The sequence below is a fragment of the Ignavibacteriota bacterium genome, from assembly GCA_016708125.1.
Classification (GTDB): domain Bacteria; phylum Bacteroidota; class Ignavibacteria; order Ignavibacteriales; family Melioribacteraceae.
This window is the reverse complement of sequence record JADJGF010000001.1, coordinates 3078586-3095815: the sequence shown is the minus strand read 5'-3', so window position 1 is coordinate 3095815 and position 17230 is coordinate 3078586. Positions and strand designations below refer to the sequence as shown.

Below are 17230 nucleotides of genomic sequence, written 5' to 3'. Positions count from 1 at the left end.
ATCTCAGACTAATTTTTCAAATCGTTATAAATTTTATCTTTTCCTTCATAATAAAAATTATCAAAATATGCTTTGTTATTACTTCCTTTTCCAAGAGAGGTTGCATACAAACCAAATACCGAACCAACAAAATCTTCCGGAATATGCGCACGGATATAAGTTCCATCAACTTTATCCTTCATCAAATTCCAAGTTTCATTATCAAAAGAATATGAGAAAGAAAAATCCCCGCCTTTTATATCAATTTTTAAAACCACATCTTTAGATTTATTTTCATCAAAAATTTCCCTACTTTCAATCAATTCAATTCCATTATTATTGTCGTCCATTTTCACACTTCTAAATAATTGAATTACTTCTTTATTTTCTTCAAAAGATTTACATATAAAATAATGTTTGTTTTCATTGGTGAAAATTACAAGTCCAGCTTTTTCATTTTCTGATTTTGGAGTGAATTGCAATTTTGTACTTGCCACACAAGCATTATTCTGCTGACGATGTCCCAAAAAACTTGGATTTCCCAATCCACTGCAAGTTTCTTCTCGCAATTGTAATTCTACATAACTTTTCTTTTCATCCAAACAAAACCATTTTGTTAAAGGAGTTCTGAGAAAAATAAAATTTTTGTGTAATTCATTTTCATTAAAATCATAGGTTCTCGAAAAATTTCCGCTGTATTCAATACTATTAATTTTTTCATCAATATCAATATTTGGATACGGATAAGAAAATTTAACTTCTGCAAAATCCGGATTAATAATTGGCCACATATCTCCTTTGGAATTTGGGTCTTCAATCCATTTAACCGGAGTTAAAAATGTTTCTCGTGCAAGATTGTAATAATTTTTTTCGAATGGTTCATACGGACGAATGCCTAAAAATATTGCCCACCATTCACCATTCTGTGTTTCAAACATATCTGCATGTCCGGTTGATGTTACCGGATTTTTCCTTTTTGGATCAAGAGTTCTTTGCGTTAAAATTGGATTACCTTTGTATGATTCATATGGTCCCCAAATATTTTTACTTCTAAAAATTACTTCTGAATGATTATCTGCGGTTCCGCCTTCTGCTGCCATCAAATAGAAATATCCATATTTTTTATAAATGTGCGGACCTTCAATCCATTCTGGCTTTTTACTAATATCAGTACCGCCATTTATTATAATTTTTTCTTCACCAACTACTTTTAAATTTTCAATATCGAATTCATACATTCTAATTGTTCTGTGACCACTGTATAAAGGTTTATTCTCCGGTGCATCACTGTTATATAGAATATATGTTTTCCCGTCATCTTCAAAATGCAATGAAGGATCAATTCCATTTATTTCCGGAAGATAAATTGGATCGGAGTAAGGTCCTTCAGGTTTTGTAGAAGTTACAACAAAATTTCCGCCGCCATCAACAATTGTGCAAGTAATATAAAATATTCCTTTATGATAATTAATTGCCGGTGCAAAAATTCCTCTTGATAAACCCAAACCATTTGTATTAAATGTTTTAGGATTTTCTAGTGCGTGCCCAATCAATTCCCAATTAACTAAATCTTTACTATGAAAAATCGGAATTCCAGGGAAATAGGTAAAAGTTGAAGTTAGCAAATAATAATCGTCACCAACCCTTGTAATACTTGGGTCAGGATAAAATCCAGCTAAAATTGGGTTAGTATATGTTTTATGAACATCAATTTGTGTACAAGAAATCAATCCAATTAGAATAGCAAATAATAAAAAATTTTTCATAATATTTTCCCAAAATTAAAATGATTTAAATAAATTTATTAACTCAAAAAATATTTTGAGTTTTTCACTTAATATATTTTTCAGCAAACTTAAGAAACGTTTCCCAATTAGGTGAATTTGTATGTCCACCAAAATGTTGACGAAACCCAATTTCTCCACTAATTAATTTTGTACCCATTTCAGGGAATTCTGAAACTCCCAAATCTTTTTTACCAAAAAGTTTGTAAACCGGACCGGCATTTACTGCCGCAAGAAACATTCCTTTTGCATCAATCCAATTTCCTTCTACTTCCGGAGAACCAACGCCTATAAATATTGGTCGAGGAGCACATAAAGCAATTAATTCATGAGAATCAACTGGCAGATCATTAGCAGTTAATGGTCCGGCATATTTTATATAATTGCCGCACATCCAATGATATTCATATTCCGATGCAATATTTTCAACTTGCTCCCCAAATATTCTACGGTGTAATTTTGCACCAGCTGCCCCGGAAGATCCAATAAAACCAATTGCAAAACGTTCATCAAATGCCATTGTAACCAATGCAGCTTTGCCATATCTGGATAATCCTTCAATTCCAACTTTTTTCGCATCAACATTTTTATCAGATTCTAAATAATCTAAAACTTTACTTGTGCCCCAAGCCCATGCGCGCAAAGCTCCCCAATCATCTAAGTCTCTTGGTTTTCCTAAATTGCATAAACCAATAATCCCTTTTGTTAATCCTGCACCATTATCATCTTGATAACTTGTAGGAATTAATTCTACAAATCCCCAACCTTCATTTAACAATTGTATTTGCCATTTATTAAAATCCGGCGGAAGCTTGGATACATCAAAATTTGGGAACAAACTTAAATCAAATGTAAGATGTATCATAATCGGAACTGGTTTTTCAATTTTCTGCGGAAGAACAAGTGTTGCTTTTATTCCAACATTTATAAGAAGATATATTGAATTATCAACTTTACCAAGTAAGTGCTTTTTAATAACCGGTATATTTTCAATGAAACTATTTTCTACTTTGGTTACTTCCCAATTTACTTTTGGAATGTTAAAAGGGAGTCTGCCGTAAATTTCTCTTTCAAATTCTTCAATAATTTCACTTCGTCTTTTTTTCAACCACATTTCTGAAGTAGTTACTTTCTCACCGTTTTTGAATATAAGTGGATCCGATAAACTTGTGTATGGTGAAGCTTTTGATTCATCAACATTTGCATAATTAGAATCTGCTGGGTTACCAGATGGACCAGGACGGATTGATTCAATTCCCAGAAGTTTCATTAATCTTGCATGGTCTTCTTTTGCTGATAATATTACCGGTGGCTCAATAGATATATAACTAGTATCTGATTGTGCAGAATGCTGCATTGAAAAAATGATAATAAATAAGTTGAAAAATTTTCTCATTGTTAATTCCAATTCGTACTGCAAAGCTGAGCAAAGCTCAGTCTTTTTTTTATATTATTTAAGTACTACAAGTTTCTTTATGGCAGAAAAATTTCCTGCTGACAATTGATAAAAATAAACTCCACTTGAAATATTTTTTGCATCAAATGTAATTGAATAATTTCCCGGTGATTTAACTTCATTGACTAATGTTTGAATTTCACTACCTAAAATATCATAAACTTTTAACGAAACTTTTGTTGTATTAACAATGCTGAATTGTATTTCTGTTGCTGGGTTAAACGGATTTGGATAATTTTGTTCCAATGAATAATTAGTCGGTAAAGATTCTTTTATTTCTTCAACTCCAACTGGATTATCTTTTATGTATTGAACCATCCAATCCATTGCCGGTCTATTTTCTCCATCTGTGTGAACCAAGAAACAAGTGGTCTGCCACATTTGTCCTTCTAAATAACCCCAAAGTGTAATTCCTTTTACTCCTGGATGCTGCCATAAAACAGGAAAATATTTTTTATATAATTCTAATTGTTTTGCGTCATCGGGGGTTCCGGAATCATTAAGATTACCTAAATCTAATTCAGATATATATATTGGCAATCCGGTTGCCGCAAGTCTATCTAAATTACTTTTTAAAGTACTTGTGTTTGTATTTTCTAATTCGAATCTGTGACCCTGAACACCAATGCCATCAATCAGATTTCTTGCTTTAAGTAAATTTATTATTTGAAGATAAGATGTTGTTGCAGCGTTATCATTTATAATTCCATAATCATTCAAAATAAGTTCTGTATTTGGTAAATATTTTCTTGCCAATTCAAATGACTTAATAACCCAATCCAATCCGGTTGCTCCATTTCCACCTAATGCTTTTTTATAGTTCGCTCTACCATTAATTCCATCCGGTGGATTATGATTTGTTAAAGGTTCGTTAACAACATCAATCATATCGATGTCCGGATATCTTTCACCAACTTTTCTAATCCAAGTTTCAATATATTTTATTTGCTGAGCAGAATCCAAAGCAGAAATCCAAGAAGGCTGCTGCTGCCCCCAAATTAATGTGTGATTTTTGAAAATTAAATCATTGTCTTTGGCGTGATTATATGCTCTATCTAAACCATTCCAATTCCACAATGTTGTATCTTGTTGAGAAGCAACAGATCCCCATTTACCGGCATTCCCCGGCGTTAATTGATTCCAATAATTTGCAAATATGTTATCCTGTATATCTCCGTATGCATTTCCTAAAAATTTAGGCATTCCTTCAGCAAACGGAGGTCCTTCATAAAATTTACTAGAATCCGGTTTATCCATCGTTTCATTACCGGCTAAGGAATTATCTAAATCTTCAACAGTGAAAAATAAGTTGGCTTTTCCAAATGCGAACTTATCAAAATATAAACCGTCTTCTCTGCTTGCAATTTGAAACGTGTTTGTAAGACTATCTAAATCAACATAAAAATATTCTTGTGTTGAATCAACCGGGAAAAAGTTTTTTGTAACATTTACCCATTTCCAGACTTCAGAGGCTGCAATACCAATATCATTAACATAATCTTCCGCTGCTGAAAAACCAGCACTAGCTAATCCATTTACAAATACCCAATCATTTGCGGAAGTATCATTTTTATTGCCAAATCCTTTACCTGAGAAAAAACTGTCATCATTAAAAGTTCCGGAACCAACTCTAACGCGTGCAAACAAATTATATTTTCCGGAATCTTCAACAGCTACTTGATAGGTTATAACACTATTTGAATCTTCCGGGAAACTAAGTCCGGTATAGTTTTTTGTTGTTGTAACAAAAGTAATATCTCCCTCTTGCTGAACTGAAAAATTGCTACCAACAATTCCGGATTCAGCTTCAACTATTATTGGTGTTTTCGCAAAATCTTCACTAATAATTTTTAAATTATCAACGTAAATTGTATTACCAACATTCCCAGCATAATTAAAATGGATTGGTGCTCTAATAACAGTTTGACCATCACTCACTGAAAAAGTTAATTTAAATTCTTTCCATTGTGTAGTTAGATTTGCTGGTCTTAACGCTGCATATTCCGAATATGAATAATTTCCAACTGTAAAATTTACTTGTGCACCAGGTTTCTCTGCTTTTGCCCAAATCGAGTAATAATATGTTTTCCCCGGCTCTGCATGAATACTATCTGCAACTATTTGAATATCCCAATTATTTGTTGCCACCGCTGCAATTGTTATCTTTAAAGCCTTATTACCATCTTGAGCATTAATATCAATAATTTGATAAACCGGTGAAGGTGATATTCCGTCAGCAACTTGAATTAACCATCCATTTATTTCTGCTCCCGCAACAACTCCTGTATCAGATTTTTCAAAACTTCCGTTTGTTACTAATTGTGCAAAAATATTTCCAGAAATAAATATTGCTATAAAAAATGTTAGCAAGAGGATAAAGATTTTTTTTCGCTTATATTCCATTTTGAGTTCCTCATTTTATTTAGTTATTATAAATTTTTTCGTTTCAGTAAAATCCTTTGATTCCAATCTATAAAAATAGACTCCGCTTGATAAACCTTCTGAATTTACAATTATAGAGTAATTACCAGCTTGAAGAATTCCTTTTTGTATCGTTTTAACTTCTTTTCCTAACACATTAAATATTTTTAAAGTGATATAACTTTGCTTAGGAATAGAGTAATTTATATGTGTGGTAGGATTAAATGGATTTGGATAATTTTGATAAAGTTTAATTTTATTAGGGATTACTGAACTTTGTTCAATTATCGATGTTAAAATTGGTCGTGTTTTAAAAACGGATTTTCCCGCAGTTATAAATATAGTTGTTCTATTACTTTCACCCCAAGCACAATTTGAAGCAGAAACATTTGATGGCAAATTAATTTTTCCAATTTGTTCTCCATTGGGAGAAATTACCCAAACTGCAGATGAACACGTGCAATAAATATATCCAGCTGAATCTGTTTTCATTCCGTCTGCATAACCATTAACCGGAATTGAAAAAAATAATTTTTTGTTTGTAATGGTTGAATCATTAATAACATCCCACACATAAATTTTATGTGCTTGCGAATCATTTACATAAAGTTTTGTTTCATCTGGTGAAAAACAAATTCCGTTCGGTAACGTTAATGTTTCTAAAAGTTGAAGATTTCCTGTTGGACTAATTCTGTAAATTCCGTTAAATGATAATTCTTTTTTTTGTCCAACCGGAATATTAAAATCCGGATCTGTAAAAAATATTGAGCCATCAGATTTTACAACTAAATCATTTGGGCTATTTAATTTTTTCCCTTCATAATTATCTGCAAGCGAAGTTTGAGTTTCATCATTTTCAAATCGAACAATTCTTCTTTTCCCCATTTGTCCGGCAATTAATCTTCCCTCCAAATCATAAGTTAATCCGTTTGTGCTATCAGAATCATTTAAGTAAATTTCTTTCCCATTTTCTTGAGACCATCTATAAATTTTATTTCCTTTAATATCAGAGAATAATAATCCTAAACTATCATTCCAGATTGGTCCTTCCGGCTGCTGAATATCTTTTACAATTTCCTCAACAACTAAATTTGGATCAATTACAATTTGTGAAAATATTTGTGATTGAAAAATTATCTCAATAAATATTAACAATAAAAATTTCTTTATAATATTTCTCTGCTTTTTCATAAAAATCATTTATATCAACTCAGTATTTTTAATAACTATTTTATTAAAATCATTTTTTTTGTAATGGATGAATGTTCTGTAATTAATCGATAAAAATACACTCCGCTTGGTAAATTTTTAGAATCAAATCTAACATTGTAATTCCCGGAATTTAATTTTTTATCGACTAAAACCTCAACTAGTTTTCCAATGTTATTAAAAACTTCTAATTTCACTTTACTATCCTTGAAAATTGAATATCCGATATTGGTAGATGGATTAAAAGGATTCGGATAATTTGATAAATTTAATTTGTAAGATTTCAACTCATCATTTTTTATTGATGTTGTAATATTTTTGAAATAAGAAACACCTTTATCAGTTGCTATCCAAATATTATTATTTTTATCAACTTCAATATCAAAAATATTATTACTTATCAAACCATCCACCTCAGTATAAGTTTGCCAAGTAGTTTTATCGGCTAACATTTTTGAAATACCTTTTCTTGTACCGAACCACATTGCATTGTTTTTATCTCTAATTATTGCGTGAACATAATTTTCAGTAATTCCACTTGTGTAAGTATTATAAATCCACCAGTAGCTAATACTTTTTGTATCAGTTCCATAATGAGTAGAAACACCTTGTGTTGTTCCATACCAGCGCAAAGTATCATCGGTAACGTAAATTGTTAAAACAGTGTCCGATGCTAATCCGCTCCATGTAGTTATTATATTTGAAGCGGAAGTAATTCCATCTACACCATTATATTTAAGACGACTCACACCACCACCGGATGTTCCAACATGAACCCAATTATCTGACAAAGTTTTTAATGAATTTACTTTAGGATTTTCAAAACCGTTTCTTTCATTAAAACTGTAAATTCCGGAGTTTGTAATTATTGATAAACCATCTTCGGTTCCAATCCAATTGTTTACAAAACCATCAAGCTCAATTGCTTTAACTTTGTTGGATATAATATTGTTTGAACTTTTATTTATATAACTGGGACTTGTTACAATTTCAGTTTTATTGACATTTAAAATTATAACACCGGAATCTGATGCAACCCAAAGTTCTTGAGTAGTGTTTGGTAAAAATGATATTGAATTAATTTTATTTGTTTTAAGTCCATCTTCTACTTTATAAACTTTCCAATTTATGGAATCATAAGCACATAAGCCATTGTCTGTTGCAAACCAAATTGTTCCATCACTACTAATAGCCATTGAATTAACCATATTATTAGATAATCCACTATTTTCTGTTGTATATGATTTCCAAGTTTGAGCAAAAACAAAATTGGTGCAGATTAAAGTAATTACGAAAATGTATAAGAATATTTTTTCCATATTATTTTACCAGTAACATTTTTTTAGTTTCAGAATAGTTTTGATTATTTGATTTAACTATAATTTTGTAGAAATAAATTCCGCTTACAGAGGTTTCGCCTAAATAATTTTTTCCGTTCCAATCAATTTTATATTCACCGGAAGAAAGTTTTTCATCAACCAAAACTTTTACTAATCTGCCGATTGCATCATAAACAATCATATTAACATTCGAATTATTTTTTATACTAAAAGTAATTGTTGTGCTTGGATTAAATGGATTTGGATAATTTTGATGTAGCCTAAATTCGCCTGGAATATTTTCTTCATCAATTCCAACAACAATTAAATTGCTAACCAAAACCGATTCCGTATAATTAGAATTTTCCGAAGAATTATAAGCTTTAATTCTATAATAATAACTCGAAACTAATTTATCAGTTTTATCAGAATAATTTGTTTGATTTGCGGAAACTGTATCAAGAATAATAAAATTAGCATTTTGAGAATTCTCTTTTCTTTCAATAATAAAACCTTCTTCAGAAGTTGAATTATCTTGCCAACTTAAATTAACTATTGAATTATCTATAACTTCTGTATTTAGCAAACTTGGAGCTTCGAGAATATTTGTAGGTTTACTAATTTTTACTAACTCAATTCCGTTTCCAATTCCTAAATTTTTTGAATATTGTTTATCTATTGAATTATTCCAATGCTCGTGAACACCAAGACTTCCGATTATTGTTCCATCATTTTCCGGATCGTACATAATTCCTTCCGGCCAATTTGATGAATCTGCAGCTTGTCGTAAATAATCAGAAACTCCATCCATTTGAATTACATCAACAACATTTTCATAACTTGTTGGATATCTTTCTTTAGTAAATTCAGTTCGAACAAAATCGTATCCAACTGATTCAATTGCTACGGGATCAAGTGATGCAAATACTGATGAAGTCCAATCATTATTAAATGGTTCCATTTGCCATTTTGCTGGTGGATTTAATTCATGATCGGTTCCCCACAAAGCATCCATCAGATAAACCAAATTTTTCTTTCCGAGAATTTCATGTCCCATCAAATCAACTTGAACTCTGTATAATCCATAACCGGGTCGTGCAGTTAAACCAGTTTCACCCGGAAGCATCAGCCCATTATGTAAATGATTTGCTCCATCTCTTGTGTGTGAACCAAAATGATTTTTTGCAAACATTGTAACCCCACCACGAACGTGTCCTTTCATCTGCGGCATATTTATCATGTATTCCATATCTTCATAAATTTTATATAGTGCGTCTTCATAAACCGGACTACCATCTCGAACAAGTACTGTACCTCGATCAGAATATTTTATTAGCGGGGTTGTACCTTTTTCGGCAAGCTCTCTGCCTAAATTTGTATGCCCATAGTGATCCAAATAATGTACGTTTGGAAATTCCGAATGCAAATAATCATAAATATGTTTGTAAATAATTTTCATCGGATCACCAATGTAAATATTTTCTTGCGGTACTTTTACAACATTTACTAATTGACGTAATATTGTTTTAATAAATGTCGGTGAAGATTCTGAAAGTCCATAATATCTGTTAACACTTCCCCACCACGATTTATAAACTTTTGTTAAATCTTCATCATTATAATTTCCGCCCCAACTGCTTGTGGCATTCATTTTTAAGAATATTTTTTCTCCGGATTGATAACCAACCTCACCTTTGCCTCTTGTATTATTATGAAATTTAAATATTGCTTCCCATGCCGCAGAATCTGAGGTTGATTTGGTTAGATTTTGAATTGCTTGAGAAAGCATTTGATCCACAACAGATTGATTAAAATTTTCTTCATGAAAATATGAATGATTTTCTTCCATCGGATCAAAATTTTCATTTGTTGCATCCGGATTGTGAACCCAAACAACTCTGCCCGGAATTATTCCAACGGGCACTCCCATTGGCTGATTTGGCTCAAGTACAGCTTGCTTAAATACATATTTATTTTTTGAATCAGCAAGTGAAACAATTCCATCTTGACTAATTGCAAAAACTGCAAGTATTCCTCCGACAAATAAAAATATAATTGTTCGGAAATATGATGAATTTGAAAAAGCAGTTTTCATTTTTGAAAATGCAGTAAACGATGCAGTAATCCCAATTAACCAAAGTACAAAACTTGTTGCAATTGGAGTTGCAGCTTTTACACAAGGATAAGCAACTCTGCTTGGCTTTGGAATTACTCGAAATGCAATCCATAATAATGCTGCTAATCCGACAAATGGAAAAAGTAATTTATAATATCCTTTTGGTAAAATTATTTTTCTAATCTTACCGGATTTCGGACAAACCTTAACGAATCTTTGAAAAAATTCATTCATATTTATGACTCCTACTTAATTCGCACATTTAACAGAACTACTAAATTTAATTTGTATTTTATTCTATAACCTTTACTTTTATTTGAGCAATTGAATGCGGCGGAAATGAATATTTTAATTTATTTGCATTCACGCTTATTTCTTTTACAACTGGTTTATATTCATCTTGTTTATCAAAAGAAAATTGTTCTTCAAGTGAATCCGAGTTTAGTAAATTAACTTCAGCTTTGCTGGCAAAACTTCCCTCTGTACTAATAATTTCAGTCGTAATAAAATTTTCTTGATTGCGGTTTACAACATTTATAAAAACAGTATTGCTTTCCTTATTGTAAACAGAAGTTACATCAAGATATGGAATTCCCTTATACTTAGCAGTGTTAAAAGTATCACATTCAACATAAGTATCGATTGAGTTTCCTAAACAATTTGTTGAAAACATTTTAAATGCATAAAACAATGGAGATTTATAAGTTCCTTTCTCCATATCATTTGAAAGCAAAGAAGTAAGCATTGTGAAGTTTGTCATTTTTACAACATCTGCATGGCGAATAAACGAATTTAAACATTGTGCAATCGGCAATACCGATAAAAAGTTTCTTCCGAAAACTCCCCATTCATCAAAAGAAATATGAATTTCATTTTTCAATCCTTTCATTGCTTGCATTGCTTTAATTTCTGCGGCGGGAATTGTAATTTTTTCTTCAAAATCCATTGCACTTTGTCCCATATAATCATAATAATCATCACTTCTTTCCCAATATCTATGAATTGAAATATAACTTATCATATCTCCCAAACCGGCAAGAACTTTTCTATTCCAATCAATCCATTGACCAGTTGGTTCATAATATGAAGAACCGGAAGCTACTAATTTTATTGATCCATCCACAGCTTTCATTGCTTTTGCAGCTTCTCTTCCTATTTTAACATAATCTTCCGCATTCTTATAACCAAGCTCCCAAGGATATCCGTCAACTTCATTTCCTAAATCCCATATTTTTACATTATATGCTTCTTTGTGCCCGTTCTTTATTCTCAAATCTGAATAGTGCGTTCCTTTTTTGTAATTGCAGTATTCAACCCAATTATGTGCATCTTGTATTGTACCTAGTCCAAGATTTACGCAAACCACATTCTCGCTTCCAATTGATTTATTTAATTGAAACCATTCATCTGTCCCAACATGATTGCTTTCCAATCCACCCCACGCAAGATTTATGCGGGATGGTCTTTTATCTTTTGGACCGATACCATCTTCCCAATTATAACCCATTAAAAAATTTCCTCCGGGCCAGCGCATATTTGTAATTTTCAATTCTTTCATTGCTTCGATGTAATCTTTTCTAAATCCATTTTCATCAGCAAGTGGTGATTTGGGATCATAAAGAGTTCCATAAAGTGTATTAAAATCAACGGTATCCGGCAATCCCATTCTTGCGCCATTAAAATGAATTGGTTCCATAAATACGCCATAAATTTTGGGATCGATTTTTCCTATTGTTCTTGTAACATCAATTTTAATTTTTGCGTTTTGCCCAATTATTGTAAATGCACAAGTAAGAAATAAAACTGCTAATAATTTTTTCATAATCATTCTCAATATTTTTTTAATAAATTTTAATAATTGTTATTCAAAACTAATCCAATCCACTACTACTTTTTTACCTTTATTTATTACAACAATATTTTGATTGTCGGTTGGAACATTTGCAATTTTTGATTTAAATATTTTCCAATCATCTGATTTTTCAATTTCAATTTTTGCAATTATTTTTCCGTTAATATTTCCTAATCTTACTTCTAATTCTCCGCCTTCTGATGACATAGCATTTACAATAATTGATTTTAAATTTTCATTTCCGAACTCGACACTATTATATTGAATCCAAGAATTTTCATTTTCAAAAACAGTTTTCCATCCTTCAAACTTTTTTGTTGTATCTATAAATTCAATATGAACATTATTTTCACTTTTTAAACTGTATCTATCAATTTGAATTTTTGATTTTGCATTTGTTAAACCAACTCCGCGTAAAGTTGGAATCACTTTTTGAATTGTTCCATCTTCATTGAAAAATAAGCTGTCAATTCTTGTTGATCTGTTTTTATCAAAGTGCGGAGATAAATCATTAAAATGATAAAACAAATACCATTGATTTTTAAACTCAATTATTGAATGATGATTTGTCCAACAATTTGGTGATTCATCCATAATAATTCCGGTAACTTTAAAGGGACCAAGCGGATTATCACCAATTGCATATTCAAGTCGCTCTGTTTTATTCTCCACATGCGGATAAGTTAAATAATAAATTCCGTTTCGCTCAAACATGAAAGGACCTTCTTTCAATCCTTTCTCCGGAAGATTTGGAATTATTATTGGTTCTTCAGCTAATTCAAGCATATTGTCTTTTAGTTTTGCGACAAAGATATTTCTTGCCGACCAATACAAATAAGCTTGCCCGTCCTTATCAATAAAAACATTCGGATCAATTCCTCGAACATTTTTTATTGGTTCGTTTTGCGGAGTGAATGGTCCGTATGGTTTATCAGAAACTGCTACTCCAATATTCATTCTAAATTGAGTTGAAGTATCTTTGTTCATCGCCGGAAAATAAAAATAATATTTTCCATTTTTTTCAATGCAATCCGGAGCCCACATACTGTAAGTATTTGAATCAACCCAAGGAACTTTATTTTGACTAACAATTACACCGTGATCTTTCCAATCAGTTAAATTTTCTGAAGAAAAAACATGATAATCTTCCATACAAAACCAACCGATTCTTCCTTTACCTTCAGTTGCCAAAATATCATGCGAGGGATAAAGATATACTTTTCCATCAAAAACTCTTGCTGTTGGATCAGCAGTGTATTGATCCATTATTATTGGGTTTTGCGCTGATATATTATTAAGCAAAACGAAAAGTAAAATCAATAATATTTTATATCGTAATAATTTCATTTTTATTTTCCAAACAACTTCTAATATTTTTATTTTCAAATAAATACGTTATAACTATTCTTTAATTTCCGAACAGTACTTTGCGCCGCATCTATAGCAGACAGCTAATGGTTTTTCTCTTCTGTACTTTCTAAATTTTTCTGCTTTTTCAGAATTCCATATTTCCTCAATCGAATTATTTTTAACGTTTCCAAAAACATAATCCGGAAAATCAATACAGAAATTTGCGTCACCATTTGGCTGAATATCTATTAAACTTTCTACATTAAAACATTTTTCTGATCCAACAACTGAATAAGAATTATCAAACCATTCCTTATATTCATTAATTCCAAACGGCATAAACGGGAAATTCTCAATTCCATTTAAAGACGAAATATATTTTTCATATTGAGTTTTGAAAATATTAAAATCGATCCCCGAATCTTCATTATAAAATCCTTTCCAAGAATATGCTTTAGTATTAAAATATTTTAATAATTCATCTTCATATTTTTCACCAACTTCAGAATTAAAAAAATAATATGGAACAATATTGATTGAGCTTATTCCCATTTCTCTTGCAACCTTTGGCATTTCGCCTAAACCTTCATAAGAATATTTACTGATTGTAAAGCAAATACTTTTACTTAATGGTTTATTATATTTTTTCTCAAGTTCGTTAAATAAAGCAATATTGGTTTTAATTTTTTGATAACTTCCTTCAATTCCGCGAACTTCATCATGAATTTTTTCAGGTCCATCAACAGAAAAAGTAATATGCATATTACCCAATTGGACAAGTTCTTCGGCAAATTTTTCTATCATCGTTCCGTTTGTATCAATAGATAAAAACAGATTTTTACTATTTGCATATTTTATCAAATCCATAATTTTGGGGAAGAGAAATGGTTCTCCTCCCCTAATTAAAATAATTCTAATTTTATTTTGAGAAATTTCATCAATGAGTTTTTTCCAAACTTCCAAATCCAATTGTGGATTTGCATCTACAATTTTATTTTTTACATAGCCGGTTTCACTCCACTGCCCGCACATTTTACATCTTAAGTTGCATGCGTTCAAAAGTGTGAAAGAAATAATATTTGGGAAACTCATTTTAAAATTCCTTACAAATTATTTTAATAATTCTTTAACAGCATTTGCTAAGAAAACATAATCTGCAGAACCTCCAACTGTAACTTCGTTTTCTCCCCATAAGAACGGCCAATCATCTTTGTTTTCTAAGAAATCCGGTTTAAGTAACATAACTCCGGGAACAATTCCACCAGCTATTGTTGTGAAATCTGCTCTGTTATTTCCATAAGCAATTTTCTTAGACTTTGTTCCAACAGCATTTACAAAAGAAAGATTAGAATATGGATGACATCCAAAAATATAATTTGCACCTTTTATTACATCATCTTTTGTCATAATATCCGGATATAATTTATAAGCAAAATAATTTGTAATTGCAGTTGCAACTACATTTCCACTTCCGCCCCAACCTCCGGTTGCTATTGGCATTCCGTATGGATTTTTCTTTTCTAACTCGGTTAGGAAATTTTTATACTTAATTACATAATCTCTTAATTTTGTTTTGAAATTATCATCCATATATGGAGTGGCTTTTAACGCTACTTTAATGCTTCTGCTCAAGAAAAAACTAGGATCAATATGAGGATCATCAATTTTTGGTGGTTCAAGAATTGACCAAATCTTTTCTATAAATCTATCAGCATATTTTTGCTCTTTCGTTGTTATATATAATTGAAGAACAGATTCAATATCTGCACCTCTTGCCCATCTTGTCCACCAAGGATTATCATCTTTAATTGGTTTTTTAAGTATTTCATCAGCTTCTGCTAATAATCTTTTTGCATTTGTTAAACTTCTATTTGCGAGATCATCATTATATCCTTTTAAAGTGCGAGCGGCTTCTGCTAATGTTGCCGAAGTCTGAAAATCTAAAAATGGCAAGCGTGTAGTGAATGCCCAACGGTCATCCATTGTTCCGCTTGATTTTCCATCTTTTTCAAATGGTTTTAAATCTGGATTATACGGAAGATTATCCGTTTCAGTCATTGCATCACCAAGATGATGATATTGATGTAAATTTGGAACAATAATTCCCATTACCGGGTGACCAATATTTTCACATTGGGCAACAAGATTCAATGTTCCATGCTCAATTTGCTGGAGGATATCAATTTTTCCATCGGGACGATGAATATCAACATAACGAGTTTTTTGATCAATAAAAGTTTGATCACGTTCAACTTTAAATTTTTCCCAAGTATCAACAAAACTTGAAATAACATGATTATGCGAGCCGGTTTGAATATCAAAATCACCGGCATCAAACCATCCGCCAACAGCCATATTAGGAATTCTTTCATATGGTTTAAATTTTGTATCTGTTGTATCTCCCATTTTATAACCATCATAATGTTGATGATTAAGCGGCGCTTGAAGACAATCATCCATAAATGGTTCACCGTGCCAAACTCTATATGCTTCATTTACTTGCATGTGATCCATTTGAACCGGGAACCAAACATCCATTGTTGGATGCCAAACATCTTCATAAACATCTTGATTGATTCTAAAAGTATTTGTTTTGTGATCACCATACTGGATATAGTAAATTCCCGATTCTTTAACTGAACTAAAATCAAATTTTGCATAATTATATCTTAGATATTTTCCCCATTCTTTCACATCACCATTAAATTTCTCAACAGTTTTTCCATCTGAAGTAATTTGAAATACTTTAGCATTATTTAACTGAGTATCATTTTTATCTAATTCTATAACAGCAACTTTTTCTTGATTTGGCGTATAACCAACTTGAGAAAAACCAATATTAGGTTTTCTAATCCAATTTGGAATTGTATTTGCTTCAAGATACCACTCAAGTACTTTTCCGGTTTTCTTTATCGGAAGCAAACTTCTTACAATAAACCAACCGTTTTGTGCAACATTGCGACCATCTAATAACATAATTTCTGTATCTAAACTTTTTATCGTTACAAAACTTTCTAGACATTCTGGTGATAAAACAATTGACTTTCCTTTTGCTAACGGCTGAGGAACAATAAATTCACCAAGTCCTCTATCATCAAAAGTCGTGTGTCCGGCAAACTGTGTTATTTTATTTTTTATCGGTTCAATCTTCGTTGTGCCCGAAGGATATCTTGGAAAATTTCCAGCATTTCCATCTACCATAAATGTTTTTTCAAAATAAGTTGAAGGTAGAAATTCCAAATTAAATCCGGCACGACCTTCTAATTTTTCCGGAACCGGATTATCAAGATATACACTTATCAATACACCATTTTCTTTTGCAGTTACATTTATTTTGGAAGTAAAATCAAACTCTTCATATTTCAAAACAACATCAATACTATTTTTTTCTTTGTCAACTTTTCGATCAACAACCATCGGAACTAAATCCCATTGCTCCGGAGTGTTTGCCAATCTTACTGCGCCGCCGGTTGATGTACGCACACCATGTTGAATTAATTCAATACCAGCAGTTTTTTCATCAAAAAACATTCCGTTGTATTGATTACTAAAAACTAAAACATTAATTCCTTGTGCTTCAAAATAATCTGATTCATTTAATTTAAGTTTTTGTGCAAATGAATTTTCTGTTAAAATTAACAGTAAAATTAACAAAAGTGCAAAAGTTGCTGATTGTTTCATTATGATTTCTCCATATTTCAATCTTAAAGGTTTTTTAAACTTTTGATTTTGTTTAATATTATT

10 protein-coding genes are annotated in these 17230 nt (G+C 31.3%); all 10 read right to left on the bottom strand.

Going from position 1 to position 17230, the window contains the following annotated elements; translation table 11 throughout:
- Positions 1-8: 8 nt before the first annotated feature.
- The 10 genes from IPH62_13385 to IPH62_13340 all read right to left on the bottom strand — a co-directional run bounded on the left by IPH62_13385 (position 9) and on the right by IPH62_13340 (position 17167).
- Positions 9-1745, bottom strand: a complete 1737-nt coding sequence (locus IPH62_13385) for a glycoside hydrolase family 43 protein (protein MBK7106268.1) — start codon at positions 1743-1745, stop codon at positions 9-11.
- Between the two features lie 64 nt (positions 1746-1809).
- Entirely contained in the window at positions 1810-3159 is a 1350-nt protein-coding gene (locus IPH62_13380; protein ID MBK7106267.1) for an acetylxylan esterase, read from the bottom strand.
- 54 nt (positions 3160-3213) lie between these two features.
- Positions 3214-5622, bottom strand: a complete 2409-nt coding sequence (locus tag IPH62_13375) for an endo-1,4-beta-xylanase (GenBank protein MBK7106266.1) — start codon at positions 5620-5622, stop codon at positions 3214-3216.
- Positions 5623-5637: 15 nt separating this feature from the next.
- Positions 5638-6831 (bottom strand): SMP-30/gluconolactonase/LRE family protein, encoded by a 1194-nt coding sequence (locus IPH62_13370; GenBank protein ID MBK7106265.1) that lies wholly within the window; start codon positions 6829-6831, stop codon positions 5638-5640.
- 35 nt (positions 6832-6866) lie between these two features.
- Positions 6867-8168 (bottom strand): T9SS type A sorting domain-containing protein, encoded by a 1302-nt coding sequence (locus IPH62_13365; protein ID MBK7106264.1) that lies wholly within the window; start codon positions 8166-8168, stop codon positions 6867-6869.
- Position 8169: 1 nt separating this feature from the next.
- Positions 8170-10518: a DUF362 domain-containing protein gene (locus IPH62_13360; GenBank protein ID MBK7106263.1), complete on the bottom strand. Its 2349-nt coding sequence runs from the start codon at positions 10516-10518 to the stop codon at positions 8170-8172.
- 58 nt (positions 10519-10576) lie between these two features.
- A complete protein-coding gene (locus IPH62_13355; GenBank protein ID MBK7106262.1) occupies positions 10577-12106 on the bottom strand; it encodes an alpha-N-arabinofuranosidase in 1530 nt (509 codons plus the stop codon).
- A gap of 39 nt (positions 12107-12145) precedes the next feature.
- Positions 12146-13483, bottom strand: coding sequence for a family 43 glycosylhydrolase (locus IPH62_13350; GenBank protein ID MBK7106261.1), 1338 nt, complete (start codon positions 13481-13483; stop codon positions 12146-12148).
- A 54-nt stretch (positions 13484-13537) separates the two neighbouring features.
- Entirely contained in the window at positions 13538-14578 is a 1041-nt protein-coding gene (locus tag IPH62_13345) for a radical SAM protein (protein MBK7106260.1), read from the bottom strand.
- Between the two features lie 18 nt (positions 14579-14596).
- Positions 14597-17167 (bottom strand): glycoside hydrolase family 9 protein, encoded by a 2571-nt coding sequence (locus IPH62_13340; protein MBK7106259.1) that lies wholly within the window; start codon positions 17165-17167, stop codon positions 14597-14599.
- Positions 17168-17230: the final 63 nt, after the last annotated feature.

Excerpts from the sequence above, each read along its gene's own strand:
- IPH62_13365 (MBK7106264.1), bottom strand. The coding sequence starts at position 8,168 with ATGGAAAAAATATTCTTATACATTTTCGTAATTACTTTAATCTGCACC.
- IPH62_13385 (MBK7106268.1), bottom strand. The coding sequence starts at position 1,745 with ATGAAAAATTTTTTATTATTTGCTATTCTAATTGGATTGATTTCTTGT.
- IPH62_13375 (MBK7106266.1), bottom strand. The coding sequence starts at position 5,622 with ATGGAATATAAGCGAAAAAAAATCTTTATCCTCTTGCTAACATTTTTT.
- IPH62_13340 (MBK7106259.1), bottom strand. The coding sequence starts at position 17,167 with ATGAAACAATCAGCAACTTTTGCACTTTTGTTAATTTTACTGTTAATT.
- IPH62_13370 (MBK7106265.1), bottom strand. The coding sequence starts at position 6,831 with ATGAAAAAGCAGAGAAATATTATAAAGAAATTTTTATTGTTAATATTT.
- IPH62_13355 (MBK7106262.1), bottom strand. The coding sequence starts at position 12,106 with ATGAAAAAATTATTAGCAGTTTTATTTCTTACTTGTGCATTTACAATA.
- IPH62_13350 (MBK7106261.1), bottom strand. The coding sequence starts at position 13,483 with ATGAAATTATTACGATATAAAATATTATTGATTTTACTTTTCGTTTTG.
- IPH62_13360 (MBK7106263.1), bottom strand. The coding sequence starts at position 10,518 with ATGAATGAATTTTTTCAAAGATTCGTTAAGGTTTGTCCGAAATCCGGT.
- IPH62_13380 (MBK7106267.1), bottom strand. The coding sequence starts at position 3,159 with ATGAGAAAATTTTTCAACTTATTTATTATCATTTTTTCAATGCAGCAT.
- IPH62_13345 (MBK7106260.1), bottom strand. The coding sequence starts at position 14,578 with ATGAGTTTCCCAAATATTATTTCTTTCACACTTTTGAACGCATGCAAC.